This window comes from Saccharopolyspora sp. ID03-671, assembly GCF_045278815.1.
GTDB lineage: Bacteria > Actinomycetota > Actinomycetes > Mycobacteriales > Pseudonocardiaceae > Saccharopolyspora > Saccharopolyspora ipomoeae.
The window spans coordinates 150,253-176,880 of sequence record NZ_CP134054.1; the positions used below are offsets into that span (position 1 = coordinate 150,253).

A 26,628-nucleotide genomic window follows, 5' to 3' on the forward strand; every position below is an offset into this window, starting at 1 on the left:
TGAAGCCGATCACGGGCGTGAATCCGATCACGGGTCCGGAGTGATCTCGCGATCAGCGGGGGAGACGTGATCGGCGTAGCAGGAGTGGAGGCTCCGACTCGACGTCGGCTTGAGGTTCTCCCCGCCGGCCGGATCTGGTTCAGGCGCCGACGAAACGGGGTTTGCGCTTCTCCCGGAACGCCCGGGTTCCCTCGGTGAAGTCGTGGGACTCGAACAGGGCGAGCTGGCCGTCCTTCTCGACCTCCAGCGCCGGTTCCAGCGCGGACAGCGCCGTGGTGTCCAGGGCCTGCTTGATCCTGGCGTAGGCGGCGGTGGGTCCGGCTTCGAGCTTGGCCGTCAGGTTGGCGAGCTCGGCCGGGAAGTCCTCGTCGCTGGTCGCCTTGGTGATCAGTCCCCAGTCGAAAGCCGTTGCGGCGTCGACGCGTTCACCGAGCATCGCCATCCGGGTGGCGCGCGCCCGCCCGATCGAGGCGGGGACGAGGGCCGTCGACCCGCCGTCGGGCATGAGGCCGACGTGGGCGAAGGCCAGCAGGAAGTACGCCGAGGACGCGGCCAGGGTGATGTCGGCCGACAGCGCGATCGAGGCGCCGAAGCCGGCCGCCGGACCGTGCACGGCGGCCACCACCGGCTTGGGCACCGCGCGGATCGCGCGGATCAGCCGGTTGGCCGCGTCCAGCGTCGCCTCCCCGATCGGCTGGTCGGGGTTGACCTCCTCCAGGTCCGCCCCGGCGCTGAAGGCCGGGCCGCGACCGGCGATGACGACCACCCGCACCGCCGGGTCGTCGGCCGCGGCCTCGATCGCCGCCGCGGTGCCGAGCACCATCTCCCCGGTCAGCGCGTTGAGCGCTTCCGGCCGGTCCCAGCTGATGCGCAGCACACCTCCGTCGCGCTCGACTGAGAACTCGCGCGGCGTTGCACTCGTGGACACTCTTCGCCTTTCGGTGGGGCTGGGCCTTTCTCAGGGCCGGGCCTTCGGATCAGAGACGTTCGATGAGGGTCGCGTTGGCCATCCCGCCGCCCTCGCACATGGTCTGCAGCCCGTAGCGGCCACCCGTGGCCTGGAGGTGGTTGACCAGCGTGGTCAGGATCCGGGTGCCGGAAGCGCCGAGCGGGTGGCCCAGCGCGATCGCGCCGCCGCGCGGGTTGAGCCGCGCCGGGTCGGCGTCGAACTCGCGCTGCCACAGCAGCGGCACCGGCGCGAACGCCTCGTTGACCTCGTAGGCGTCGATGTCGTCGATCGAGACCCCGGAGCGCTCGATGAGCTTGCGGGTGGCCGGGACGACGCCGGTGAGCATGAGCAGCGGGTCGCTGCCGGTGACGGCGAAGCTGTGGAACCGCGCCTTCGGCCGCAACCCGAGGGCCTTCGCCTTGGCCTCGCTCATGATGAGCACCGCCGAGGCGCCGTCGGTCAGCGGTGAGGAGTTGCCGGGCGTGATCCGCCAGTCGATCTCCGGGAACCGCTGGGACAGGGCGTCGTTGGCGAACGACGGCTTCAGCCCGGCGAGGCCCTCGGCGGTGGTCGACACCCGCACGGTCTCGTCGGCGCCCGCGCTGCGCTCGGCGCCGTCCTCACCGGTGACGGTGATCGGCAGGATCTCGTCGTCGAACGCGCCACCGGAGGCGGCCAGCGCGGCGCGGGCGTGCGAGCGGGCGGAGAACTCGTCGAGCTCGTCGCGGCCGAACTTCCACCGCGCGGCGATGAGCTCCGCCGAAACCCCCTGGTTGACAAGACCTTCCGGGTAGCGCGCGGCGACCGAGGGCCCGCCGGGGTTGGTGCCCATCGGGGTGGTGCCCATCGGCACCCGGCTCATCGACTCCACGCCGCAGGCGATGACGACGTCGTAGGTGCCCGACAGCACGCCCTGGGCGGCGAAGTGCGCGGCCTGCTGGCTCGACCCGCACTGCCGGTCGATGGTCGTGGCGGGCACGGATTCCGGGAACCCGGCGCCGAGCACGGCGTTGCGGGTGATGTTGAGGGCCTGCTCACCGGCCTGGCCGACGCAGCCGCCGATGACGTCGTCGATCTCGCCCGGGTCGATGCCGGTGCGCTCGACGAGTCCGCGCAGCGTGCGGGTGAGCAGTTCGGCGGGGTGGATGCCGGAGAGCTGGCCTCCAGGCTTTCCCTTGCCCGACGGGGTTCTGATCGCGTCGACGATGAAGGCGTCCATGGCGCTCCTCCTTCGATGGCTACTTAACGATCGCTAGGTGAGCTCGGGCTGTCAAGGACTTGGTTACTTAGCGTTCGCTCAGTATGCTGCGGGGAACGTGGTCGAGACGTGAGGAGTCGAAGTGGACATCAAGGGTGCTGTCGCGCTGGTGACCGGTGGCGCGTCCGGGCTGGGCCTGGCGACGGTCAAGGAGCTGCACGGCCAGGGCGCCAAGATCGTCATCGTGGACCTGCCGTCCTCGCAGGGCGAGGCGGTGGCCAAGGAGCTCGGCGACGGTGTCGTGTTCGCCGCGGCGGACGTCACGAACGAGGAGCAGGTCACCGCGGCGCTCGACGCCGCCGCAGGGCTGGGTGACCTGCGGATCGCGGTCAACTGCGCCGGGATCGGCAACGCCGCCAAGACGGTCGGCAAGCAGGGCGCCTTCCCGCTGGCCGACTTCACCAAGGTCATCAACGTCAACCTCATCGGCACGTTCAACGTGCTGCGGCTGGCCGCCGAGCGGATGTCGACGACCGAACCGGTGGGTGAGGAGCGCGGCGTCATCGTCAACACCGCCTCGGTGGCGGCCTTCGACGGGCAGATCGGGCAGGCCGCCTACTCGGCGTCCAAGGGCGGCATCGTCGGCATGACGTTGCCGATCGCCCGCGACCTGGCGAACCTGAAGATCCGGGTGTCGACCATCGCCCCGGGCCTGTTCCACACGCCGCTGTTCTCGACGCTGCCGGAGGAGGCCATCGCATCGCTGGGCGCGCAGGTGCCGCACCCGTCGCGGCTCGGCGACCCCACCGAGTACGGCTCGCTGGTCCGCCACATCGTGGAGAACCCGATGCTCAACGGCGAGACGATCCGGCTCGACGGCGCGATCCGGATGGCGCCCCGGTGACACCGCCCGAACCGGCCGGCGGTTTCCGCCGGCCGGTAAGGTGCCCGTGCAGCGGGGGAGAAGGAGAGAGGTCATGGCGCAAGCGAGCGCGGAGCCGGGCACCGAGTCCGGGTGGCGGGAGTTCGGGCCGCTCGACCTGACGCCCATCCTCGACGCGGCGTTGGACGAGTTCCGCGAGAGCGGTTTTCACGGCGCACGGTGCGTCAGATCGCGCGCCGGGTCGGCATGACCGTGCCCGCGCTGTACTACCACCACGAGAACAAGGAGGGGCTGCTGGTCGCCCTCCTCGAACTCGGCACCGGCGAGGTGGCCTGGCGGGTGCGCAGCGCCGCCGACGAGCACCCGGACTCGCCCCGCGAGCAGTTCGTCAGCGTCATCGAGGCGATCGTGCTGCACATGGCCTACCGCTTCCGGCTGGCCGCGCTCGACAGCGAGATGCGCTACCTGTCGCCGAGCAACCGCCGCCGCTACGGCGCCCGCCGCAAGGACGTCGAGAACGTCCTCACCGCGGTCATCGAAAGCGGCGTCGACAAGGGCGTTTTCACCCTCGCCGACCCGGTGGAGACCTCCCGCGCGCTGCTGGGCATGTGCCAGGCGGTCGGCCGCTGGTACCACCCGGACGGGCCGCTGAGCCCCGAGGAACTCGCCGAGCGCTACGTCGACATCGCCCTGATGACGGTCGGCGCGCACCCGCGGCTGCAGCGCTGATCGGCTAGAACTCGCGGTGGACCACCATCGCGGCCAGGTCTTCGAGCCGGTTTGCCGCGCCGGGGCGGAACTCCGTTCGGCGCAGGGCTGAGAGGGACTCCGCCATCAGCCTCTCTGCCTCCGACCGGCTCCAGTCCCGTCCGCCCGCCTTGTCGACCAGCAGTGCCAGGCGCTCGATCTCGGCGGCGGGGAGGTCCTCCTCGGAGGCGTAGACCTCGGCGAGCTCGCGTCCGGCGTCGGTGCCGGAGTGCAGCGCCGCCACGACCGGCAGGCTCTTCTTGCGGGCGCGCAGGTCCGCGTGCACGGGCTTGCGGGTGACCTCCGGATCGCCCCAGATGCCCAGCAGGTCGTCGACGTGCTGGAAGGCCAGGCCCAGCTTCTCGCCGAAGGAGCGCAGCTCCCGGCGGTGGTCGGTGGTGGCTCCGCCGAGCAGGGCGCCGAGCTCGCAGGCGGCGCCGATGAGCGCGCCGGTCTTGCCGCTCGCCATCGTCTCGACCTCCGCCACGGAGATGTCGGTGGCGTCCTCGAAGGCCAGGTCGGCGGTCTCGCCCTCGATGAGGGCGGTGGTGGCCTCGTGCAGCACCCGCACCGCTTCGGCGCCGCAGCCCGCGATCACCCGGTAGGCCAGTGAGAGCAGGGCGTCCCCGGCCATGATCGCCGGTCCGGCGCCGAAGGCGGCCCAGGCCGTGGGCCGTCCGCGCCGTGCGGCGTCGCGGTCCAGGACGTCGTCGTGCAGCAGCGAGAAGTTGTGCACCAGCTCGACCGCGACGGCCGCGGGCGCGGCCACCGGGCCCGCGCCGCCGACGACCTCCGCTGACAGCAGCACCAACGCCGGGCGCACGGCTTTGCCGGCGGCCTCGCCGGTGGCGTCGCCGTTCTCGTCCCAGTAGCCGAGGTGGTACCCGCACACGTGCCGGGTCTCGTGCGGGAGTTCTGAAATCGCTTGTCTCATCGCGGGTTCGAAGAGGTCGCGGGACCACTGCAACGATCCACTACCGATGTCGCCATCACGAGATGATCTTGGCAGCGGCGTCACGACCACCGAAACAGGTGGCCACTCATTCGGCGCATTTTTACGCCGGACACCGATGGCGGTTGCGACATTGAGAGCACGTGCGATTTGTCCCGCACGAAAGCAAGCAAACGCTTACGTTCGCACGGGCTGGTTATGGCGCATTTTGGGATTTTCAGCGAGAGGCGCTGTTTGGTACGTCCGAGTTTCGGAATCGCGCCGTGCTGAAATAAAAGTCTGACTCGCTGATCGGGCGGTAGGTGCAGGTCGCAGGATTGGCAATGGCATATACCAGTTATTGACGGTGAAAACTAACCGCGTCAGTTCATCACGAACAGGACTCGTTCGAATCTCCGTGAAGACGCAATGTCATTCGATCTGCCGGGTTCGTAGACGCGGGTTCTCGGTGAATTTGCAGACACATTCGTTCCGCATCGTTCCCGATCAGCGCTTTTGCGATCCGTCCGCGCTCGGGTGGCATCGATCTGCCACTGTTCGGACTAATCCGCTCCCGTCGGCCGGGCGATTCATGGCCCGGAATTCACACCGGTATGGTCCGCGCAGCAACAGGCCGGGTGGAGTTCGCGAAAACTCCCTCGCGCCTGGGAAGTTTCGGGTTTCACGGAAAGAAGTTGGCACAGGGCCTCAGCTCTACGGCGAAGTAACTCCTCCACGCGGAGCGCATCCGCGAATGTCCTCGGCACGCGCGTGCTGTGAAACGGCGTGCGGATGTTCGCGCGGTCCGTCGCGCTCCGAGAACGACATCGCATGGCCGGGTGGATCGATGCTGCCCGCGTGCAGGGGTTTCCGCCGCAGGTGAGGTGTGCCGATTCGAGAGGAGTCATGGGATGGAAAGCCCTGCCACCGCGGCGGACAACGAGGAGAAGCCGGGCCTGCGCCGACGGCGCTTCCTCACCTACCTGGCGGCGGCCCCGACGCTGACGGTCGTCGGCAAGGTGCTGGCCGAGGGCGAGGCCGCCGCGGCCACCGCTGCGCCCGGCCAGCTGCCGGTCCCGCCGATCGCGGACCTCTTCGACATGGGTGACGCGATCAACCTGCTGGCCACCCCCACCTTCGGGGAACTGCGCCTGGGCATCAGCGAGAACAACGAGATCTGGTTCGAGCTGCCCAAGACCGAGGTGGGCCAGGGCATCAACACCACGGTCGCGATGATCCTGGCCGAGGAGTTCGACGCCAAGCCGGACGACATCGCCATCACGCACTCCGACGCACGCCCGGAGCTGTCGTACTCGCAGGTCACCGCCTTCTCGACGTCGGTGCGCGTGCTGCGCAAACCGCTGGCGTCGATGGCCGCGGCGGGTCGCACCCGGCTGGTCACCGCCGCGTCGAAGCGGTGGAACATCCCGGCGAACCGACTGTCCACGAAGGACACGTGCGTGTACGCGCCGGACGGGCGCAAGCTCACCTTCGGCGAGCTGTCCAAGGACGCCGCGAAGGTCGCGATCCCCGCGGTGCCGGCGAAACCGAAGCCGCCGGAGCGCTACCACATCGTCGGCAAACCGCTGAACCGCTTGGACTCGCGCGACATCGTCACGGGCAAGGCCTCCTACATCTCCGACACCAAGATCCCGGGCTCGGTGGTGGCGGTGGTAGTGCGGCCACCGACGATCGGCGGCACCGTCGCCTCCTTCGACGACTCGGCGGCCCGGAGGATGCCCGGCGTCGTGGCGATCACCCAGATCCCCACCGGAATCGCGGTGTGCGCGGAGAACACCTGGCAGGCGATGGAGGCCGCGAAGAAGGTCGAGGTCACCTGGGAGAGCGGTGCTTCGGCGTCGCGGTCCGGCGCCGACATCGCCCAGGTGCTCAAGGAGAAGGCCGGCAGCCTCGGCGACGTCGTCAGCCCGGACGGCGGCGAGTTCGACGAGCGCTTCGACTTCGCCTTCACCAGCCACGCTCCGATGGAGACCGGCTTCGCCGTCGCCGACGTGCAGGACGGCAGGGCCGAGGTGTGGTGCTCCTCCCACGTGCCGATCGAGGTGCAGAAGGCCGTCGCCAACGAGCTCGGGCTGACCACGGCGGACGTGACCGTGCACGTCAAGCGCGCGGGCGGGTCGTTCGGCCGCAACTGCCACATGGACGCCCCGATCGAGGCCGCGCAGGTGTCGAAGGCGACCGGCAAGGTCGTCAAGCTGTTCTGGACCCGCAACGACGACACCCGGCACGGCCGGATGCGCGCCGCCACCCACCAGCGGGTGCAGGCCTCGGTGCGGGCGGGCAAGGTGCGCTCGTTCCACCACCGCGTCTCCGGTGCCTGGACCGACCTCACCCACGGTCTCGGCGACATCGTGTTCACCGCGCTGATGGAGCTGGGCAAGCCCGCCAAGGAGGCGGTGGCCGACGTCGTCATCGGCGTGACCCAGACGGTGCCCTACGAGTTCGGCCTGGCCACGGTGTCGGGAACCGAGACCGATGTGGACCTGCCCAACACCGGCGTGATGCGCGGGGTGCACTCGGTGGCGTACCGGGTCGCCGAGGAGATCACCGTCGACCAGATCGCGAAGCACCTGGGCGAGGACCCGGTGGACTTCCGGCTGGAGGCGCTCAAGGACGACCGCACCAAGGCGGTGCTGCGCAAGGTGGCCCAGGAAGGGGACTGGGGCCGGTCGATGCCGAAGGGGCACGCGCAGGGCATCGGCATCCACCAGGAGTACAAGTCGATGACCGCGACCCTGGTGGAGATCGACGCGACGGATCCGGAGGAGCCGCGCGTCACCAAGGCGTTCGTGGCCATCGACCCGGGCCGGGCGATCAACCCGCGCGGCGTCGAGGCGCAGATGCAGGGCGGGCTGATGGACGGCATCAACACCGTCCTCTACGCGGGCCTGCACATCGACGGCGGGGCGGTCCGCGAGGGCAGCTTCGCCGACTTCCGCGTCGCCCGCCAGGCGCAGGCGCCGCTGGAGACGAAGGTCTTCATCATGCCGCCGACCGGCGAGCCGGGTGGTGTCGGCGAGATCTCCGTGCCCGCCTCGGCCGCCGCGGTCGCCAACGCCTACGGGCGGGCCACCGGCACCGTCCCGCGCCAGTTCCCGATCAACAACCGCTAAGAGGGGAGTACCCGCGTGCCCAAGTACTCGATCACCGTCAACGGGAAGGACGTCGAGGTCGACGTCCCGGCGGAGATGCCCCTGCTGTGGGTGCTGCGCGACGAGCTGCGCATCACCGGTCCCAAGTACGGCTGCGGCGTCGGCGTCTGCAGGGCGTGCACCTGCTTGATGGACGACGAGGAGATCCAGCCCTGCGTGGTCAAGGCCGAAGACGCCGACGGCGCCGAGGTCACCACCATCGAGGGCCTGGCCGACGGGGACGAGCTGCACCCGGTGCAGCAGGCGTGGGTCGACCGCGACGTGCCGCAGTGCGGTTTCTGCCAGCCCGGCCAGATCATGGCCGCGGTCGCCCTCATCGAGGAGAAGGGCGACGACGTCACCGACGCCGACATCGATCGGATCGAGAACGTCTGCCGCTGCGGCACCTACGGCCGGATCCGCCAGGCCATCAAGCAGGCCGCGCGGTCCTGATCCCTCCAGCGGCGAAAGCCCGCCCGGAAAGCGGGCTTTCGCCGGTTCCACCGCTTCCACGAACCTTCAGGAGCACCCCAGTCGTGACACTGTTCCAGCAGACCGCCGAACGCGCTCTGGACTACGTGCGCAAGCAGATCGGGCCGGACGGCGCGCCGTCGGTCGAGATGTCGTTCGACCCCTCCTTCGGCGAGAGCTTCACCGGCCGCGAGGCGCGCGAGAAGCTGACCGAAACGCTCGGCGCGGACCCGGGTTTCACCCTCGCCGACGAGGCCTTCTCGGCGATGGTGTCGTTGATGCTGCTCGCCTCCACCGACGCGCGACCCGATCGGGAGCTGATCGCGCCGCTGTTCGAGCAGGTGGAGCGCTGCCGCTGGAAGCGGCGCTACCGCTTCCTGCCGGAGAGCGGGCTGCCCGCCGACACCGACTGCACGGCGATGGCCACCGGCGCGCTGCACGAGCTCGGCATGCTGCGGGTCCCGGACCTGCAGGCCGCGGTCCGCGAACTCACCGTCGCCGCCTCCCACGAGCCGGCCGATTCCGACGACCTGTGGCCGTGGGTCCACCTGGTGTACTGGGAGGACGGCGCGGAGCCGGGCACGCTCAGCCGCGGCCGCAAGCACGACCCGGTGGTGTCCGCCAACGCCCTCTACACCCTGCACCTGGCGGGAACCCCGGAGCGGATGGAGGAGCGCGCGGTCCGCGACGCCACCACCCGCTACCTCGTCGCCCACCTCGAATCCGGCCGCTGGCTGGGGGGAACCCGCTACTACCCGTCGCCGAGGGCGTTCCTGCACGCGCTCTCGCGGGTCTGCGCCCGCCACCCCGAGGAGGCCGCCGCGCTGCTCGGCCCGGCCCGGAAGGCGCTGGCCGAGCTCGGCGAAGCCGAGAACGCCCTGGAGATCGCGCTGCACGCGCTGGCCGCCGACAACCTCGGCGTGAGCGATGGTCAGGACGAGCGGCGCACGAGGCTCGCCGAGTCCCAGGACTCCGACGGGTCCTGGGACTCGGGCGCCTACTACCGGATGGGCCGCTTCGCCGTCCACTTCGGATCGCGCTACCTGACGACGGTCTTCGCGATGCGCGCCCTGCGGGAGGTGCGGTGAACGACGATCTCGGACTCCTCGACCTCGGCCGCGTGCACCCGGACGCCGACGACATCGGCGCGCGGCTGTGCCAGTGGGCCGCCCGCGTCGGGCTGATCAGCACCGCCGCCGACGAGCAGCGGCTGCGCGGCGCCGGGTTCCACGAGGTCAGCGCGATGGTCATGCCGGACGACTCGGCCGACACCGTCGAGCTCTACGCCCAGTGGATCACGCTGCTGTTCCACATCGACGACGAGCAGGACGACGACGCCGAGCGCACCCCGGAGCAGGTCACGGAGCTCTACGCGGCGATCACGGCGCTCGTGCAGGGTCGGCCGGTGCTGGTGGACTCCCCGCTGATGTCGGCGCTGACGGACCTGCGGCCGCGCACGATGGCGGGCATGACGACCCGGTGGCGCGAGCGCGTCCTCGCCCACCTGCACCGGCACCGGGACGCGTTCCTGGCCCAGATCGACCACCGCGCGGCCGGGACGCTGCCGACCCCGGAGGAGTACCCGGTGCTGCGCCGCGAGTCCAACGGCATGTTCATGTTCGACATCGTCGAATCGGCCTGCGGCACGGAGGTCCCCGACGAGATGGCCCGCTCGGAGGCGTGGAAGGAGCTCTGCGAGGCCTCCAACGACCTCACGGCCTGGTGCAACGACATCCGGTCGCTGGCCAAGGAGGCCGCCAACGAGGAACCCACCAACTACGTCGCGGTCCTGCGCCACGCCCACGGCTGCTCCGAGCAGGAGGCCGTGGCCGAGGTCGAGGACCGGATCCGGCACCGCCAGAAGGAACTGGTCGAGGCCACCAGGCAGGTCCGGGTCCAGATCACCGACCAACCCCGCCTCCTGCAACCCAGGCTGGGCCACCTCACCACCGTCATCAGCCACATCCCGGGAGGCCACGCCACCTGGCTCGACACCTCGACCCGCTACCGCGAAGACGGGTGAGCGGAACCCCCGTGCGGCCTCCTCGGCGCAGGGGAGGCCGCACGGGTGGAACTCCCCGGAGCAGGGGTCTTCTGGTGACGGGGAAGTTTTCATGAAAACTTCCCCCACCCCCGCCACGGATCAGTAGTCACCCGATCAGGACGAGTCCTCGGTTCCGGAGGAATCTTCTGACCGGGAGTCCCCGGGGATGGAGTCTTCTGACCAGGGGGATGCTTCTGATCAGGGGGGATCCGCCGAGGAGGAGGAGTCCTCCGATCGGGGGTCCCCGGGCGGGGAAGTTCTCATGAAAACTTCCCCGGTCTTCGAAACATCACGCACCGGGGTCCCGCCGGGGCCGCAACGTGCTGATCCAGCGTCGTGTGTCGGCCGGGTCGATCACGTCGTCGAGTTCGAAGGTGGTGGCCGCGCTCAGCGCCCGGCCGCGCTCGTAGGACTCGGCGACCAGCTGGTCGTAGAGCTGCCGGCGCGCTGCCTCGTCGGGCGCGGCCGCGAGCTCCTTGCTGTAGCCCAAGCGGACCGCTCCTTCGAGCCCCATGCCGCCGATCTCTCCGGTGGGCCAGGCGACGGTGAACTGCGGCGCCTTGAAGGACCCTCCTGTCATCGCCATCGCCCCGAGGCCGTAGCCCTTGCGGAGCACCACCGCGCCGAACGGCACGCTCAGGCGCGCGCCGATCACGAACAGCTCGCCGAAGCGCTTGACCGTCGCGTCCTTCTCCGCATCCGGACCGACCATGAAACCCGGTGTGTCGCACAGCGAGACGATCGGCAAGCCGCCGGAGTCGCACAGCTCGAGGAATTCTCCGAGCTTTCCCGCTGCTTCGGCGTCGATCGCGCCGCCGAGGTGGTGGCTGCTGTTGGCCACCAGGCCGTAGGCGACGCCCTCCACGCGGACCAGCGCGGTCACGACGCCCACGCCGTGGTCCGCGCGCAGCTCCAGCACCGAGCCCACGTCGGCGATGGCGTCGATCGCGCTGCGGATGTCGTAGGCGCGCAACCGGTTCTCGGGCACCGCGTGCCGGGCGAGGCGCGGGTCCGGCGCTTCCCACTCGACCCCGTCGCCCGGCGTCAGCGGGCTCTGGAAGTACGACAGGTAGCGGCGCGCCAGCTCCACGGCGTGCTCCTCGTCGGCGGCGACGAGGTCGACGACACCGTTGCGGCGCTGCACCTCGATCGGGCCGATCTCCTCGGGACGGTATTCCCCCAGCCCGCCGCCGGAGATCATCGCCGGTCCGCCCATGCCGATGTTCGCATCGGGCGTCGCGATCACGACGTCGCACGCACCCGCCAGGGCGGCGTTGCCCGCGAAGCAGCGCCCGGAGACGATCGCCACCGTCGGCGCACCACCGCGCAGCGAACCCAGCAGCCGGAACGTCGGGACGTCCAGTCCCGCGACGACGTCCACGTCGGTGTCGCCGGGTCGTCCGCCGCCGCCCTCGGCGAACAGCACCACCGGGGTCTTCCGATCCCGGGCCACCCCGAGGATGCGGTCGGTCTTGGCGTGGTTGCGCATCCCCTGCGTGCCGGCGAGCACCGCGTAGTCGTAGGACATCACCACGACTTCGGCCGCTCCTCGGCCGAACCGGTCGGCGCCGATGGTCGCGACGCCGCCGACGAGGCCGTCGGCGGGCGTGTTGGTGATCAGGTCCTGTTCGGACCGACGCCTGCGCTGGGCCGCGATCGCCAAGGCCCCGTACTCGACGAAGCTGCCGGGGTCCACGAGGTCGGCGATGTTCTCGCGCGCGGTGCGGCGGCCGATCCGGTGCCGCTTGGCCACTGCCTCGGGACGCGCGGAGTCCCGGGTGAGGGCCTGCCGCTCGCGCAGCTCGTCGAGATCGGGCCGGGACGCGTCGAGGTCGAGCTCGAAGGCGGAATCCGCCGCCACCGCGCGGGTCGGCGCGTGCACCACCAGCGGATCTCCCGGCGCCACCGTGCGGCCCGGCGAGACCAGCGCGCGCACCACGCGCGCCGCGTGATCGACGGCCAGGACGTGCTCCATCTTCATGGCTTCCAGCACGATCAGCTGGCCGCCCGCCGGCACCTCATCGCCCTCGGCGGCCACCGCGACGACGGTGCCCGCCATCTGGGCACGCACCACCTCTTCGCCCTGCCGCAGCTCCAGCGCGGGGGCCGACGACGACGTCGTGGGGGCGGTCGCTCCCGCCTCGGCGACCAGCCGTTGCACGCGGCCCGCCAGGAACGCGGTGCTCACCGGTCCCGCGCGCAGGGAGTCGTCGGCGAGCAGGGCGCGCAGGAACGGGATGTTCGTGGCCGCGCCCTCGATCGCGAACTCACCCAGTGACGTCTCCAGCTTGGCCAGGGCGGCGGTGCGGGTTCCCGCGCGCACGATCACCTTGGCCAGCAGGGAGTCGTAGCGCGGGCTCACCACCAGGCCGGCAGCCCGAAGGTGTCCACGCGGACGCCCGGCCCGGTGGGCGGGGTGAAGGTCGTGAGGGTGCCCGCGGTCGGCACGGCACCGCCGTCGGGAGTCATGGTCTCCAGGTTCACCCGAGCCTGGACCGCGGTGCTCGCGGTGCTGGCCGGTTCTCCCCGGACGTCACCCGCCTCGGCGACCACGCCGCCGGGCAGCGCGAGGTCGCGCAGCGCGGAGCCGTCGGCGAGGGCGAGCTGTGCGGCCACCAGGTCCACGCCGGTGACCTCCTCGGTGATCGTGTGCTCGACCTGGATCCGCGGGTTGACCTCGAGGAACGCGAACTCCTGCCCGCGCACGAGGAATTCCACCGTGGCCAGCCCGCGGTAGCCGAGGCTCGCGCACAACCGGGCCGCGGACTCGTGCAGCCCGCGACGCACGTCGGGCGCCAGCTCGGCGGGCGCGATCTCGAGCAGCTTCTGGTGCCGCCGTTGCACGCTGCAGTCCCGGTCGCCGAGCGCGAGCGCGGCCGCGCCGTCGGCGACCACCTGGACTTCGACGTGCCTGGCGTCGTCGAACAGGGCCTCCGCGAAGACTTCCCGGTTCCCGAAGCCCAGCTCGGCCTCGTCGGCGCAAGCCCGGTGGGCCTCGTCGACCGCGGCGAGGTCGCGGACCACCCGCATGCCGCGCCCGCCACCTCCGGCCAGCGCCTTGATCATGATCCCGCCGGGGTTCTCGGCGAAGAACGCGCGCACCTCGTCGGCCGTCGCGCCACCGGTGGTCGCGGGCAGCACGGGCACGCCGACCGCCACCGCGGCCGCGCGTGCGGATGCCTTGTCCCCCAGGGTTTCCAGCACCGCCGGATCGGGTCCGGCGAACCCCAGGCCCGCCGTCGCGCAGGCGCGGGCGAATTCCGCGTTCTCCGAGAGGAATCCGTAGCCGGGGTGCACGACGTCGGCGCCGGAGCGCGCGGCGGCGGCCAGCACCGCGGCGTGGTCGAGGTAGGCGGCCGGACCGACGCCGGTCAGCGGCAACGCCTCGTCGGCGGCGTGGACGTGCGGGGTGTCCGCGTCGTCCTCGGCGTACAGGGCGACCGTGCTCACCCGCATCTCGCGGGCGGTGCGCACGACGCGCAGCGCGATCTCACCGCGGTTGGCGATCAGCAGCTTCTTCATCTGTGGGAGTTCCTCCGGCTACGCGCGGTCAACGGGCGGCGGGTAGGTCAGCGGCGCGGTCGAGCAGTTCGCCCTTGCGCACCTTGCCCGTGGCGGTCATCGGCAGCCCGTCGACGACGACGAAATCGGGCACCTTGTAGCCGGCCATGTTCTCGTTCGACCACTTCCGCAGGTCGTCGCTCGTGGTGCCGTCCCGCACCACCACGAAGGCGACCGCCACTTGGCCTTTCGAGGGATCAGGCCGGGGCACCACCGACACCGATTCGATCGCCGGGTGCAGCCGCAGCAGCGCCTCCACCTCAGACGGGAACACGCTCATCCCGTTGGTCTTGATCATCTCCTTGGCGCGCGCCAGGTAGTGCAGCGCGCCCCACTCGTCGAGCCGGCCCACGTCGCCGGTGTGCAGCCACCCGTCGCGGATCGTCTCCGCGGTCGCCTCGGGCCGGCGGTAGTAGCCGGTCAGGATCGACGGGCTCCGCACGATGATCTCGCCGGGCGTGCCGACCGGTACGGGCTCGCCGGAGTCGTCGACGATGAGCACGTCGGTGCCCGGGACCGGCAGACCGCAGAAGACGGGGTCGGCGTGCAGATCCCGGTCGTCGTCCTGGAACCCGAGCGTGAAGGTGTCGGCCGTGTGCGTCTCGGTCATGCCGTAGGAGGCCTCCCGCAGCACGGTGCCCACCGCTTCCCGCCACCGGTGGCGGACCTCCGGCGTCAGCTTCAGCACGAACGACACCGCCAGCGCGTTGCGCAGCGAGGAAAGCCGGGCGCCGTCGAACTCCGGCAGGTCCATCAGCTCCACGTAGTTGTCGACGGTGGCGACGAGGTCGGTCACGCCGTGCCGCTCGACGAGGGCGAGGACCGCGGCCGGGTCCCAGCGCGTCATCAGCACGATCTGCTGGCCGTTCACCAGCGGTTTGAGCACGCCGAAGTCCTCGCCGGCGATCCAGAAGACCGGCAGGAAGTTCAGCGACACGATCTCGGGGTCGCCGATCTGCGAGCCTCCGGCGGCGCTGGCGGTGGCGGCCGTGTAGACCATGTGCCGCTGGGTGTGCTCGCAGCCCTTCGGCATCCCGGTGGTGCCGCCGGTGTAGTTCAGGGCCGCGAGCGCGTCGGGATCGCTCGGCCGCGCTCCGGCGCGCGCCGAGGCGGCGATCTCGGCCCAGTCCGAACGCTGCGCGGTGAGCTGGAACGGCACCGGCACGTCCGGCTCGTCGGAGAGCAGGTCCGCGAGCCCGGTCCAGGCCACGTGCCGCAGGCCCGCGTCCTCGCGCACCGATTCCACGAGGTCGGCGAACGAGTCCTGCGCCAGCAGCACCGTCACCCCGGCGTCGGCCAGCTCGTAGCGCAGCTCGTGGCCGCGGAACATGGGGTTGATCGGCACGTGGACCGCGCCCGCCTTGAGGATGCCGACCATCGCGATGAGGAACTGCGGGCAGTTTCCCAGGAACACGCCGACCCGATCTCCGGGCGCCACACCGCGTTCGGCGAGCCAGCCGGCGAACCGGTCGCTGAGCTCGTCGTACTCGGCGTAGCTGATGTCGCGGCCGTAGAACGAGATCGCGACGGCGTCCGGTCGCGTCGCGGCCCAGTGCAGGAGGTGCTCGGGCAGGGCGGGGACGTCGACCGGGTACTCGACGGTGCGCGGCACCTGGTCCGGCCAGTTGGCCGCCTGCAGATCGCGGATCTCGGCGAGCGCGACGTCTCGGCGGGACGACGGCATTCGGGTCCTCCTAGGGTTCGGGGAGCGCGTCATCGGTGACGCCGATGGCGCGCTCGGTCAAGCGGATCTGGTCGTTGATGAACTGCTCGCGGACCTCGTCGGTGGCGCGGCCGAGACGGGCGGCACCGCGGACGATCGAATCGCTGAGCATCGACACGAGCCGTTCGGGCTGCACGCAGGGATCGATCGTCGCCGGGTCCAATCCGGACAGGTACTGGGTGAATCGCCGCTCCAGCCGACGCCGCAGGGTGCTCCACAGCTCGTCCACGTCGGGATCGACCCCGGCCCGGCTGTCGATCAGCGCGACCAGCGAGCCGTGGGCGAAGATCGTCTCGGCGAAGGCACGAGTGGTCGACCGCAGCACCGTCACCGGTGGGAGGGACTCGATCTCCTCGAGCTGCTGGGTGGATTCGAGTTCGGCGCAGACCTGCTCGGTGACCGCGAGGAGCACCTCGTCCTTCGAGCGGAAGTAGGCGTAGAAGGTGGGTCGCGAGGTCTGCGCCCGGGCTGCGATGAGCTCGACGGTGGTGGCCGTGTACCCGAGTTCGTCGAAGCACGCGGCCGCCGCCGAGAGCAGTTCCTCGCGCCGGGGTCCGGACGTCTCCCGGCGGTTGGCCCGCGCGCGTTCCTGAGCATCACTTGTCGTCACCGGTCCATTGTCTGGACCTCGGTGTTGACGGTCAGCCCGGACCCGGGTGGAGGCCATCAGCGCGTCGCCGCGAGGCGTCCGGGCACCGCGTCCGGGTCCTCGCGCACCTCTCGCGGGTTGGTCTCCCTGAGGAAGAACGCGCTGGCCAGGGTGATCGCGGCCATGACGATCAGGAAGAGCGAAACGCCGGAGGTCGACCGGGTGTCGGCGATGATCGCCGTCATGATCAGCGGGGTGAAGCCGCTGACCACGACCGCCGCCAGCTGGTAGGCCAGCGAGGCCGCCGAGTACCGGACCCGCGGCTCGAACAGCTCGCCCATGAAGGCGGCCAGCGGTCCGTAGGTGAGGGCCTGGCCCACGCTGCTCACCATCATCGCCACGCACAGCAGCGGGCCGTTGGTCGTCTCGGCCAGCCAGAAGAACGGGAACGCCCAGACCATCAGCGCCCCGGCTCCGACCAGGATCAGCGGGCGGCGGCCCACCCGGTCGGACATCTTGCCCGCCCACATGATCACCAGCGGCATGACGACCGAGGTGACCATGATGCAGGTCAGGATCACGTCGCGGTCCATCCCCAGGCCGCCCTTGGCCGCGGGTTGGCTGCCGTAGCTGACGAAGCCGGCGATGGCCACGTAGAACGCCGAGTTCGTGGCGGCGAGCAGACCGGCGCCCAGCAGGATGCGGCGCCAGTGGCCGCGGACGGCCTCGGCCAGCGGTGCTTGCGCGACGGTCCCGGAGTCCTCGCGCTTGGCCTCGACCTCGTTCTGCAGCTGCTTGAACTCGGGGGAGTCCTCGACCTTGGTGTGGATGTAGAGCACGACCGGGAACAGGACGATGGAGAACCAGAACGGGACGCGCCAGCCCCAGCTCTCGAAGGCGTCGTCGGGCATTCCGGTGCTCGCGGCGATCATCATCAGGTTGCCCAGCACCAGACCCAGGGGCACGCCCATCTGCCCGAAGGTGCCCGCGAAGCCGCGCTTCTTCGGTCCTGCGGATTCGGTGAGCAGCAGGACGATTCCGCCCCACTGGCCGCCGCAGGAGAGTCCTTGGAGGAAGCGCAGGGACACCAGCAGGATCGGGGCGGCCGCGCCGATGGTGTGCGCGGAGGGCAGGCAGCCGATCGCGAAGGTCGCGACGCCCATCAGCAGCAGGCAGATCACCACCATCGGCTTGCGCCCGATCTTGTCGCCGTAGTGCCCGGCGAGGATGCCGCCCAGCGGGCGGGCGATGAAGCCGACGGCGAAGGTGCTGAACGCGAGCAGCGTCGCGGCGAAGGCGCTCGACTGCGGGAAGAAGACGGTGGGGAAGACGAGAGCGGCGGCGGTGCCGTAGACGAAGAAGTCGTACCACTCGATCGAACTGCCGATCAGCCCGGCGGTGAGCAGCTTCCGGTGCGCTCTCCGGCGCGCCGAGGCATCGGCGACGGCCGGGCCTGAGGTGGAGGGGGTCATGGCGGTCCCTTCGGAATGACGTGCGCCACGTGATGGGGACCACAGTGATTGACGTTGACGTCGGCGTCAACACCCCGACCCCAGAAATTCCGCCAGGCGGTCGGCTCCGACCCGAATTGCGGACGAAGCCCCGATGGCGGTCCTGGAGCTGGTCAGGACCTGGGCACGGCGCTTGCCGGCAGGCGTTCTGAACGGTCGAACCGGCGTCGACGCAGGCGGCACTAGCGGGCGGAGCTCGGAGTCACCTCTGGCAGCCGCGTGATGTCCGGTACCAGGGGGCATGCGCCGAGCGCGCCGTCGGCAGGGGCCTGGAGCAGTGGTCGAGCGCTGCTGTTCACTCGGGGAGGGTGCCGCCGCACTCCCGCACCAGGTCGGCCATGATCGTGCGATCAGGGGGTGAGACGTGGTCGGCGTAGTAGGAGTAGAGGCTCTCGCGGGCGAGCCGTGACGCGCGGAGCCCGTCTTGGTCGCTGATCGCGGCGAACACCGCGCGGTGGTGGCGGATGGACTGCAGCATCAACGCCGTTTGGTCGTCGGCGTCGAGGATGGTCTGCTGGATCAGCGTCAGGATCGCTTCGCGGGTGACGTCGCCGTAGACCTGGACGAGCTTGTTCCCGCCGGCCTCGGCGATGAGCTCGTGGAACTCCATGTCGGCTTGGCTGAACTCCGCGTAGCCCAGGTTCATGCATTCCCGCATCCGGGCCATGTTCCGCTCGAGGCCGAGGAGCTGCTCGTCGGTGCGCCGGGCAGCGGCGAGCAGGTTGGCCGAGGCGTCGGCGATCATCCGGAACTGGACCAGTTCAGCGAGCCCGAGCCCGCCCGTCGAGGTGAGCATGGCGATCGAGCGCCGCATCGGCCCGACCGAGATGGGCAGGATCAGGGGCCCGCGGGGGTCGCGGGGCTGCGAGCGGATGAGCTCCATGTTCTCCAGCACCCGCAGGGCCTCGCGGATCGACGCGCGGCCGATGCCGAACTTGTCGACGAGCTCTCGCTCGCTCGGAAGCCGGTCGCCGGGTTTGAGCTCGCCGACGGCGATACCGTTCTGCACGTAGTCGATGACCCGCTGGAAGACCCGTTCGTTGGTCGAGCTGGTGTGGCTGGCCACCTCTGCGCCTTTCGAGAAACCTCGATCCGCCTCCGTCGCGCGATCGGGTCCGAGGATAACGCCTGCAGCAGGCCCGGGCCCCACTCGTTCGGGCGCGCCGCGGTGCCGGGGCGCGCGCTCAGCGCCGCAGCCGGACCATCGACGGGTCGAGGGCGTCGAGGCTGGGCGCGCCGAGCAGGTGCAACGTGCGGCGGAGCTCGTCGGTGAAGATCCCGATCGCCTTGTCCACCCCTGCTTCGCCTCCGGCCATGAGTCCGTAGAGGTACGGCCGCCCGACCAGGCATGCCTTCGCGCCCAGCGCCACCGCGGCGGCGACGTCGGCGCCGGTCCGCACACCGGAATCGATCAGCACGTCGAGCCGGTCGCCGAGCGCGGCGACGACCTCCGGCAGCACTTCCAGCGGCACCGGGCAGCGGTCGAGCTGGCGACCGCCGTGGGCGGAGAGCACGATTGCGTCCGCACCCTGTTCGGCGGCCTTCCGCGCATCGGTCACCGTCTGAACCCCCTTGACGATGAGCGGGCCGTCCCAGGCCTCGCGCAGCACCTCCAGGTCGTCGAACGACACGCTCGGGTCGAAAGCGTTGTCGATGAACTGGGCGTGCGCCTTCGGCTCACCGGCCGGGATCGTCGCGAAGACCAACGGCTCGGTGGTGAGCAGGTTCGCCCACCACGAGGGGTGTCGGCCGATGTCGAACAGGGTGCGCGGGGTCAGCTCGGGCGGAACCGAGAAGCCGTTGCGGACGTCCCTGCGCCGTTGACCGGTGACCGGGGTGTCCACGGTGACCACCAGGGCCGAGTACCCGGCGGCCTTGGCCCGGTGAACGAGCTCGGTGGTCAGATCCCGGTCGCGCATGACGTAGACCTGGAACCAGCGGTCGGCCCCGGCACCACCCACTGCCGCGACGTCCTCGATGGAGACGGTGCCCATCGTCGTCAGGGCGAACGGGATGCCCGCGGACGCCGCTGCCCGCGCGACCGCGCGTTCGCCTTCGTGGTGGGACAACCGGCAGAACCCGGTGGGCGCCAGCACCAGCGGCGACGCCGACGCCCGGCCGAACAGCGTGGTGGAGGTGTCGACCGTCGAGGCACCGCTGAGCGCACGCGGGCGGAACTCCAGCCGGTCGAACGCCTCCCGCGCGCGCCGCAACGTGAGCTCGGATTCGGCGCCGCCGTCGACGAACTCGAACACGCCGCGCGGTACCCGCCGCCGCGCGGCGTCGCGAAGGTCGTCGATGGTGACGGCGCGCCGGAGCCGCCTGCGGGCCGGGAGCAGGTCGAGCTGCTCGAACCGCACCAGCGGTCGGATCTCGGACCACCGGGGAACCCGGCGCGGGAGCCGTCGCCGGGGCGGGGGTGTCGCGTGCTCCCCGGACGGGAAAGCGCGATGGGCCTCCGGTGTGGTCATGGTCAGCCTCCCAACGCCCGGCCGCATGGCGGGCGGCCCGGGCTCGATCAGGCGTGCGCGCGGGTGGGCGCGAGCGCGGCGAGGGCGCTCATCAACGATGATGCCGGATCGGTGATCTTGGCGGGGTCGACGTCGGCGACCCGGTCGGCGATCCGGTGGCCGATCTCGGCGGTGTCACCGCCCATGCCGGGACCGGCGTGGGCCGGCATCTCGGCCAGCACGGACGCCGCGGCGGCCTCCAGGGCGAGCGCAGCCTCGCGTTCGCCCAGCCCGGCCAGGCACAGGGCCGCGGACAGCGCGGCCGCGGCGGGGTTGGCCCAGCCCTTGCCCGCGATGTCGGGTGCCGAGCCGTGCACCGGTTCGTACATGCTCGGCGCGGAGCCCGTGGGGTTGTGGTTCGCGCTGGCGGCGAGACCGAGGCCGCCCTGCACGGTGGCGCCGAGGTCGCTGATGATGTCGCCGAAGAGGTTGTCGGTGACCACGACGTCGAACCTGCCCGGGTCGAGGGGCAGGTGCTGGCACATCGCGTCCGCGTGCACGTAGTCGTGCTCGACGTCGGGATAGCGGCAGGCGACCTCGTCGACGATGTCCTGCCACAGCTGTCCGGCGTGAACCAGGATGTTCTTCTTGTGGCACAGCGTGAGCCGCTTGCGGCGCGCGGACGCCAGGCGGAAGCCGAATTCGACCGTTTCGGTCGTCGCCTGCGCGGTGGTGACGGAGTTCTGGATCGCAACGGCGTTGCCGGTTCCGGGGTGCGAGATCGATCCGCCGCCGGCGTAGAGGCCTTCGGTGTTCTCCCGGAGGATCACCAGATCGCAGTTTTCGGGGGTGGCGGTGCTGATCGGGCTCGTGACGCCGGGGTACAGCCGGACGGGCCGGATGTTGACCGACTGGTGCAGGGCGATGCGCAGAGCCACGATCAGACCGCGTTCGAGAACGCCCGGCGGGACGCGGGGATCGCCGACGGCGCCGAGCAGGATCGCGTCGTGCTCGCGCAGTCGCGCGCGCGTCCTTGCGTCCTAGGAGCGGGACGCCGGTCCGCAGGTAGGCCTCGGCCCCGAGGTCGAACTCCGTCGAGCGGACGGTGAAGCCGAACCGGCCGGCGGCTGCTCGGACACCGGCGAGTGCGGCGTCGGTGACATCGGGACCGATGCCGTCCCCGCCGAGGACGGCCAAGTGGTGGGTGCGCATGCGCGGACTTCTCCTTGTCGAGCGTGGTGGGCGGCGCCGGTGCGCGCCGCCCACCTGGTGATCAGGCCAGTGCGAAATCGCGCCAGGACTTGCCGTCGACCGGCTCCACCTCGACCCAGAGGGCGGTGATGCAGTTCGGGCAGACGTAGGCGACGGCCTGCAGATCGCTGTGCACCTCGACGCGGTGGCCGAGGTCGGCCGAGTCGAGCACCACGCGACCGGCGATCGATTCCCAACCTGAGGTCAGGTGCCCGAGCACGTGCCCGCAGTGCTTGCACGAGGCCAGCACCCCGTCGGAGCTGTCGTGGGTGTGCAGCGATCCGCCCCACATCCCGGTCGGCGGGCCGGCGGCGGTCGGGCCGGGGCTGGGCTCCGGGACGGTCATGCGGGCCCGCCGGGACTCCCGGATCTGCTCCCGCAGGGCCTCGGTGGTGGTCTCGTCGATCGCGCCGTCGCGCAGCGCGACGCCGTAGAGGCGTGAAGCTGCTTCGGCGCTCACCGCACCGGAGCCGACGTCGGCGGCGACCTTGCCGGGGTCGCGCAGCAGCGGATCGCCGTACCCGCCGCCGTTCTGCACGGTGCATTCGAACACGTCGCCGAAGGCGATCCGCGCGGCCGGGGCGACACCTGGCAGGACCTGGTGATCGCCGTCCAGATCACCCAGGGACGTGACCGGCTCGCCGGTGCCGAGCCGATCTAGTGCGGCGGCGTCGGTCACGCGCTCGAAACGCGCGCACGACCCCGGCAGCCCACCGAACAGGCCGGTCCGGTTCGGCACTGTGACGCCGTGGGTGCCGAGCACACCGGTGACCTCGTCGGTGTCGATCGGGGTGAGGGCGAACTGGATGCCGTTGCCGCCGCGGTAGGTACCGGCGCCGCCCGAATCGGCGACCATGCGCCGCCACAGGTACAGCAGCGGATGGCGCATCTCCTGCTGCTCGACGTCGGTCACCCCACCGCTGAGGATGACCATCGCGCCACCGGCGTCCACGCCGTCGCGGGACGAGAACGCGGGGCCTCCCCACAGCAAGGAGTCCATGTACATCGACGCGAAGGGCTCGCCGTGCTGGTCGGTTCCGCCGAACTGGCTGAGCTGCCACGAACCGTCGGAGGGGCCGAACGCGTGGTCGGCGTACTCGTCGGAGAACGACAGCATCTTGGCGATCGCACCACCCGCGGAACAGGTCGCCGTCCAGTTCGCCCCGGCAGCGCCGCCGGAGACCGGCATCGGTTCCACCGCCGTCACGCACAGGCCGTCCGGCGCGAGAACCTCGACCGGGCGCATGAGCCCGTGGTTCCAGGGGATGTCCGAACCGAAGGTGCACAGCATCAGCGTGGCGACCGCGCCCAGCAGGCCACCGCGCGTGGTCATCCCGTAGGCGGCCGATTGCGGACTGGACTCGGAGAAGTCGAAGGTGATCCGGTCACCGGCCTTCTCCAGCGTGCAGGGCACCTGCAGCAGCTCGATGCCGTCGTCGCCCGAGCGCCCGCTGCCGTCGGGACGGTCCAGGTAGGAGGTGTGCTCGTAGACGCCATCGGGCAGCTCGCGGAGCATCGCGCGCAGGTCTGCCTCCGAGTTGTCGATGGTCTTGTCCATGGTCGCGCGGACGTCGTCGGCGCCGTAGCGGTCGCAGAGCTCGTGGAAGCGCTGCTCGGCGACGCGGAGACCGGCGAGGAACGCGCGGAAGTCGTTGGCCACGGTGTCGTGCATCCGGGAGTTGAGCACGATGGTGTCCCACAGCTCGTCGTTGAGCACGTCCTTGCGCACGATCCGGCCCGGGGGGATCCGGATTCCCTCCTGGAAGACGTCGGTGGCGGTGGTGCACCAGCTGCCGGGGTCCATGCCGCCGAGGTCGACCTGGTGGGCCATGCACCCCAGCCACGCCACGATCTCGCCGTCGCGGAAGACGGGTTTGCAGAACTGGACGTCGTTCTGGTGCATGGCGGCGAGGTAGGGGTCGTTGATGATGAACACGTCCCCGGGTTCGATGTCGTCGTAGCGGTCGAGGAAGACCGAGATCGCCATCGCGCCGGTGTAGATCGGTGTGAGCAGGTAGGTGCCGATGATCGCCATCTCGCCGGAGGCGGTGTAGATGCCGAAGTTGTAGTCGGTCGCGTGCACGACGGGCGAGCCCGACACGTGCTCGACGGTCGTGGCGCCCTCCGAGTTGATCGACCAGAGCTTGTGGCGGATGACCTCGTGGGTGACCGGGTCGACTGCTGCGGTCATGGTGGCGTCTCCTTCCGGTCAGCGCTTCTGGATGATGATGTCGCCGAATCGGTCGACCTCGGCCACTTGATCCGGGCCGACGACCACGGTGGTGTCGCGCAGCTCGACGATGGCCAGACCTTCGATGCGAAGGCCGTCGCGCAGGTGCTCGGCGCGGTACACGGCGGCGTCGTGCCACCGGCCTCCGGAGAAGACCTCGCGGGTGCCCGGCTGCGGGGCGGTGCCGGTACCCAGCGCTGCGGTGTCGAAGTCGGCACGGGGCACGGGGCTGGCGGCCACCACGCGGAAGGTGGTGATCTCCACGCCTCCGTCGAGGAAGGCAGCGCCCTTGCCGAAGCGCCCTTCGTAGATCTCCACGAACTGCTGGACCATCGCGTCGACGTCGCTGGCGGTGATCGTGTCGGCCTCGATGGGCACGGTGAGCACGTGGATCTGGGCGCGGAAGCGGATCTCGACGAATTTGGTGCAGCTGATCGAGTCCTCGGAGGCGCCCGCGGCGACGAGCCCGTCCCGGGCGCGCGCGGTCAGCTCGGCGAAGGTCGCGTTGAGCTCCTCCGGCGGCAGGGCCGCGGCGTGGTCGGTCGTGCCCGGTGGGGTCTGCATGGGCTTGGAGATCTCTTCGACCATCGTCAAGTCGGAGCAGCCGATGCCGAACGCGGAGTGGACCGAGGCGGTGATCGGCACGACGACTTGCGGGCAGCCGAGCTCGGAGCCGTAGGAGAAGGCGTGCAGCGGGCCCGCGCCGCCGTAGGCGAACACCGTGAAGTCGGTGGGGTCGTAACCTTGCTCGACGGTGACCTGGCGGACCAGGTCGGCCATCCGGGCGTCGACGATCGTCTTGATGCCCTCAGCGGCTTGCTCGACGCTCAGCCCGCTGGGCGCGGCCACGTGCTCGTCGATCGCGGCGCGTGCCTTGTCGACGTCGAGGGCGAGCCGGCCGCCGAGGAAGTTGCCGGGGTTGAGGTAGCCCAGGACCAGGTCGGCGTCGGCGACGGTCGGACGAGTGCCGCCGCGGCCGTAGCAGGCCGGTCCCGGGTAGGCGCCGGCAGATTCCGGCCCCACCTGCAACGTGCCGTTGTAGACCGAGGCGACCGAACCGGCACCGGCACCGATGGCGCGCACCGCGACCGACGGCAGCGCCAGCTCGTCGCGTCCGATGAGGGTCGTGTTGGACATGACCGGGCGACCGTCGAGAACCAGGCCCACGTCGAAGCTCGTGCCGCCCATGTCGGTGGTCACGATGTTGCGGTAGCCGTTGCGGTCACCGAGGAACTGCGAGGCGACCACGCCGCCGACGGGCCCGGACAGCACGGTCGCGGCTGCGCGCTTCTCGACCTGGTCGAAGGTCGCGAGCCCACCGTTGGACTGCATGAGCAGCGGTCCTGACCGCAGCCCCGCCGCGGTGAGGGTGTTCTCGAACGAGTCGAGGGAGGTCTTCAGGACCGGCCGCAGGCTCGCGTTCACCGCCGTGGTCAGGGTGCGTTCGTACTCGCCGATGCGCGGCAGGAACTCCGAGGACAGCGTCACCGACGCGCCGGGAACCTCTTCTTCGATGATCTCCGCGATCCGCTTCTCGTGGGTGCTGTTGGCGAACGACCACAGCAGCGACACGGCGAAGACCTCGGCCCCGGCGTCCCTGAGCTCGGTGATGGCGCGGCGGACATCGGCCTCGTCGAGGGCGCGAACGACCCGGCCCGCGTAGTCGATCCGCTCCGTGACCTCGGCGGTGAGGCGGCGCGGCACCGCCGGTGGCTGCTTGACCAGCGTCCGGAAGCGCTTGATCTCCTCCTCTTCCAGACCGATCCCCTTGAAACCGCGCATGACGGTGAGGGTGTCACCGAAGCCCCGGGTCTGGATGAGGCCGACCGAGCGGGTGCGGCCTTCGAGCATGGCGTTGGTGGCCACGGTGGTGCCGTGGGAGAACACATCGACATCATCGAGGAATGCGGCGAGGGGGACACCGCGTTCCGCGGCGGCGAGTTCCAAGGTGTCGAGCACGCCTCGGGCCGGGTCGTCCGGCACGGTCGAGGACTTGTAGCGCCCGACGGCGCCGCCCGAGTCGATCACGACCGTGTCCGTGAAGGTGCCGCCGATATCGGAGGCTACGTAGTACTTCGGCATTCCGGCATCACTCCTTTGTGGCCTGGAAAGATCGGAGGACGTTCAGGAGGCGTCGCCGGGCTCCGCCGCAGACGAGTCCCTGCTCTCCTCGAGCTGGCGGATGGTCGCTTCGATGTGAGCCCTGGCCAGGTGCTCCGCTTCGGCACCGTCGCCGGCTTCGATGGCGTCGGTGATCGCGGTGTGCTCGGCGATGGCTCGAAGCGCGTTCTCCGGCTCGATCAGCGCAACCGGTGCGAACACCTGGGCCGTCATGCGCAGGATCGTGAGCTGGTTCAGGACGAACTCGTTGCCGGACAGGTGGATGATCTCCTCGTGGAAGTCGACGTTGGCCTGGGTGTAGTCGCGCGGTGACCACGGATCGACTGCGGCGCGCTGGGTTTCGATGGCCCTCCGCAGCGGTCGAACCCGGCCCGCCGAGAACCGCTCGGCGGCGAGCCTCGCCGCGAGACCGTCCACGACTGCTCGCAGCTCGTAGGCGTCCAGCAAGGTGTTCACGTCGCCGGTGACCACACGCGCGCCTCGGCCGGCGACGACCTGGACGAGACCTTCCTGCTCCAAGATCCGGAGCGCCTCGCGCAGCGGGGTGCGACTGACTCCCAGCTCCGCGGACAGCACTTCCTGCCGCAGCCACGATCCCGTGGGGTAGCGGTGGGTGTAGATCCGTTCCCGGAGCATCTCCGCAACTTCGTCGGCGAGCGGGATGCGTCCCGCCGACTTGCCCGGATCGGTCCCTCTTCCCACGCTTCCGCCTCTCGTGCTGGACGACTGGATACAGCGAACTGAAGGCTGACTGAAACTGTGTCCTACGTCAAGCTTGGAGCAGCAGCACAGCGGCGGAAGCCGATACTAAATCGAT

20 protein-coding genes and 1 pseudogene are annotated in these 26,628 nt (G+C 70.5%); 7 read left to right on the forward strand and 14 right to left on the reverse strand.

The window, feature by feature from the left end:
* Positions 1-139: 139 nt before the first annotated feature.
* Positions 140-928, reverse strand: coding sequence for an enoyl-CoA hydratase (locus REH65_RS00765; protein WP_406690798.1), 789 nt, complete (start codon positions 926-928; stop codon positions 140-142).
* Positions 929-977: 49 nt separating this feature from the next.
* On the reverse strand, positions 978-2,168 hold the full coding sequence (locus tag REH65_RS00770) for a thiolase family protein (RefSeq protein WP_406690799.1): 1,191 nt from the start codon (positions 2,166-2,168) through the stop codon (positions 978-980).
* A gap of 121 nt (positions 2,169-2,289) precedes the next feature.
* Here REH65_RS00770 and REH65_RS00775 point away from each other — a divergent pair, with 121 nt between their 5' ends.
* From REH65_RS00775 to REH65_RS00785, 3 genes are all read left to right on the forward strand, one after another.
* Positions 2,290-3,051: a 3-hydroxyacyl-CoA dehydrogenase gene (locus tag REH65_RS00775; RefSeq protein WP_406690800.1), complete on the forward strand. Its 762-nt coding sequence runs from the start codon at positions 2,290-2,292 to the stop codon at positions 3,049-3,051.
* Between the two features lie 73 nt (positions 3,052-3,124).
* A complete protein-coding gene (locus tag REH65_RS00780; RefSeq protein WP_406690801.1) occupies positions 3,125-3,280 on the forward strand; it encodes a hypothetical protein in 156 nt (51 codons plus the stop codon).
* Positions 3,250-3,759 (forward strand): TetR/AcrR family transcriptional regulator, encoded by a 510-nt coding sequence (locus tag REH65_RS00785; protein WP_406690802.1) that lies wholly within the window; start codon positions 3,250-3,252, stop codon positions 3,757-3,759. Before REH65_RS00780 ends, REH65_RS00785 begins: the two co-directional genes overlap by 31 nt.
* 4 nt (positions 3,760-3,763) lie before the next feature.
* Here the strand turns inward: REH65_RS00785 and REH65_RS00790 are convergent, their stop codons facing one another.
* Positions 3,764-4,711 (reverse strand): polyprenyl synthetase family protein, encoded by a 948-nt coding sequence (locus tag REH65_RS00790; RefSeq protein WP_406690803.1) that lies wholly within the window; start codon positions 4,709-4,711, stop codon positions 3,764-3,766.
* Between the two features lie 908 nt (positions 4,712-5,619).
* Between REH65_RS00790 and REH65_RS00795 the strand changes: the two genes are divergently transcribed.
* The 4 genes from REH65_RS00795 (at position 5,620) to REH65_RS00810 (ending at position 10,354) form a co-directional block, all read left to right on the forward strand.
* Positions 5,620-7,842 (forward strand): molybdopterin cofactor-binding domain-containing protein, encoded by a 2,223-nt coding sequence (locus REH65_RS00795; protein WP_406690804.1) that lies wholly within the window; start codon positions 5,620-5,622, stop codon positions 7,840-7,842.
* A 15-nt stretch (positions 7,843-7,857) separates the two neighbouring features.
* Positions 7,858-8,313, forward strand: coding sequence for a (2Fe-2S)-binding protein (locus tag REH65_RS00800; RefSeq protein ID WP_406690805.1), 456 nt, complete (start codon positions 7,858-7,860; stop codon positions 8,311-8,313).
* An 83-nt stretch (positions 8,314-8,396) separates the two neighbouring features.
* Positions 8,397-9,419, forward strand: coding sequence for a hypothetical protein (locus REH65_RS00805; RefSeq protein WP_406690806.1), 1,023 nt, complete (start codon positions 8,397-8,399; stop codon positions 9,417-9,419).
* Entirely contained in the window at positions 9,416-10,354 is a 939-nt protein-coding gene (locus REH65_RS00810) for a terpene synthase family protein (RefSeq protein WP_406690807.1), read from the forward strand. Before REH65_RS00805 ends, REH65_RS00810 begins: the two co-directional genes overlap by 4 nt.
* 310 nt (positions 10,355-10,664) lie before the next feature.
* Here REH65_RS00810 and REH65_RS00815 read toward each other — a convergent pair whose 3' ends face one another.
* The 11 genes and pseudogenes from REH65_RS00815 to REH65_RS00865 all read right to left on the reverse strand — a co-directional run bounded on the left by REH65_RS00815 (position 10,665) and on the right by REH65_RS00865 (position 26,513).
* Entirely contained in the window at positions 10,665-12,737 is a 2,073-nt protein-coding gene (locus REH65_RS00815; RefSeq protein ID WP_406690808.1) for a carboxyl transferase domain-containing protein, read from the reverse strand.
* Positions 12,734-13,897, reverse strand: a complete 1,164-nt coding sequence (locus REH65_RS00820) for a biotin carboxylase N-terminal domain-containing protein (protein ID WP_406690809.1) — start codon at positions 13,895-13,897, stop codon at positions 12,734-12,736. Before REH65_RS00820 ends, REH65_RS00815 begins: the two co-directional genes overlap by 4 nt.
* A gap of 28 nt (positions 13,898-13,925) precedes the next feature.
* Complete coding sequence (locus tag REH65_RS00825; RefSeq protein WP_406690810.1) at positions 13,926-15,620, reverse strand: AMP-binding protein; 1,695 nt, start codon at positions 15,618-15,620, stop codon at positions 13,926-13,928.
* Between the two features lie 10 nt (positions 15,621-15,630).
* Positions 15,631-16,269, reverse strand: a complete 639-nt coding sequence (locus tag REH65_RS00830) for a TetR/AcrR family transcriptional regulator (protein WP_406690811.1) — start codon at positions 16,267-16,269, stop codon at positions 15,631-15,633.
* A 56-nt stretch (positions 16,270-16,325) separates the two neighbouring features.
* Positions 16,326-17,720 (reverse strand): MFS transporter, encoded by a 1,395-nt coding sequence (locus REH65_RS00835; RefSeq protein ID WP_406690812.1) that lies wholly within the window; start codon positions 17,718-17,720, stop codon positions 16,326-16,328.
* A gap of 334 nt (positions 17,721-18,054) precedes the next feature.
* Complete coding sequence (locus tag REH65_RS00840) at positions 18,055-18,825, reverse strand: FadR/GntR family transcriptional regulator (protein ID WP_406690813.1); 771 nt, start codon at positions 18,823-18,825, stop codon at positions 18,055-18,057.
* 118 nt (positions 18,826-18,943) lie between these two features.
* The gene (locus REH65_RS00845; RefSeq protein WP_406690814.1) at positions 18,944-20,230 is read right to left on the reverse strand and encodes an alpha-hydroxy acid oxidase; all 1,287 of its coding nucleotides are present in this window, start codon (positions 20,228-20,230) and stop codon (positions 18,944-18,946) included.
* 47 nt (positions 20,231-20,277) lie between these two features.
* Positions 20,278-21,421, reverse strand: a pseudogene (locus REH65_RS00850) (3-isopropylmalate dehydrogenase).
* Positions 21,422-21,482: 61 nt separating this feature from the next.
* Positions 21,483-23,651, reverse strand: coding sequence for a hydantoinase B/oxoprolinase family protein (locus tag REH65_RS00855; protein WP_406690815.1), 2,169 nt, complete (start codon positions 23,649-23,651; stop codon positions 21,483-21,485).
* A gap of 18 nt (positions 23,652-23,669) precedes the next feature.
* Positions 23,670-25,772: a hydantoinase/oxoprolinase family protein gene (locus REH65_RS00860; RefSeq protein ID WP_406690816.1), complete on the reverse strand. Its 2,103-nt coding sequence runs from the start codon at positions 25,770-25,772 to the stop codon at positions 23,670-23,672.
* A 42-nt stretch (positions 25,773-25,814) separates the two neighbouring features.
* Complete coding sequence (locus REH65_RS00865; RefSeq protein WP_406690817.1) at positions 25,815-26,513, reverse strand: GntR family transcriptional regulator; 699 nt, start codon at positions 26,511-26,513, stop codon at positions 25,815-25,817.
* Positions 26,514-26,628 lie beyond the last annotated feature (115 nt).

What these genes read in the sequence shown, in the direction of transcription:
- REH65_RS00770 (WP_406690799.1), bottom strand. Translation starts at nt 2,168, where the DNA reads ATGGACGCCTTCATCGTCGACGCGATCAGAACCCCGTCGGGCAAGGGA.
- REH65_RS00780 (WP_406690801.1), top strand. Translation starts at nt 3,125, where the DNA reads ATGGCGCAAGCGAGCGCGGAGCCGGGCACCGAGTCCGGGTGGCGGGAG.
- REH65_RS00790 (WP_406690803.1), bottom strand. Translation starts at nt 4,711, where the DNA reads ATGAGACAAGCGATTTCAGAACTCCCGCACGAGACCCGGCACGTGTGC.
- REH65_RS00795 (WP_406690804.1), top strand. Translation starts at nt 5,620, where the DNA reads ATGGAAAGCCCTGCCACCGCGGCGGACAACGAGGAGAAGCCGGGCCTG.
- REH65_RS00820 (WP_406690809.1), bottom strand. Translation starts at nt 13,897, where the DNA reads ATGAAGAAGCTGCTGATCGCCAACCGCGGTGAGATCGCGCTGCGCGTC.
- REH65_RS00825 (WP_406690810.1), bottom strand. Translation starts at nt 15,620, where the DNA reads ATGCCGTCGTCCCGCCGAGACGTCGCGCTCGCCGAGATCCGCGATCTG.
- REH65_RS00835 (WP_406690812.1), bottom strand. Translation starts at nt 17,720, where the DNA reads ATGACCCCCTCCACCTCAGGCCCGGCCGTCGCCGATGCCTCGGCGCGC.
- REH65_RS00845 (WP_406690814.1), bottom strand. Translation starts at nt 20,230, where the DNA reads ATGACCACACCGGAGGCCCATCGCGCTTTCCCGTCCGGGGAGCACGCG.
- REH65_RS00855 (WP_406690815.1), bottom strand. Translation starts at nt 23,651, where the DNA reads ATGACCGCAGCAGTCGACCCGGTCACCCACGAGGTCATCCGCCACAAG.
- REH65_RS00860 (WP_406690816.1), bottom strand. Translation starts at nt 25,772, where the DNA reads ATGCCGAAGTACTACGTAGCCTCCGATATCGGCGGCACCTTCACGGAC.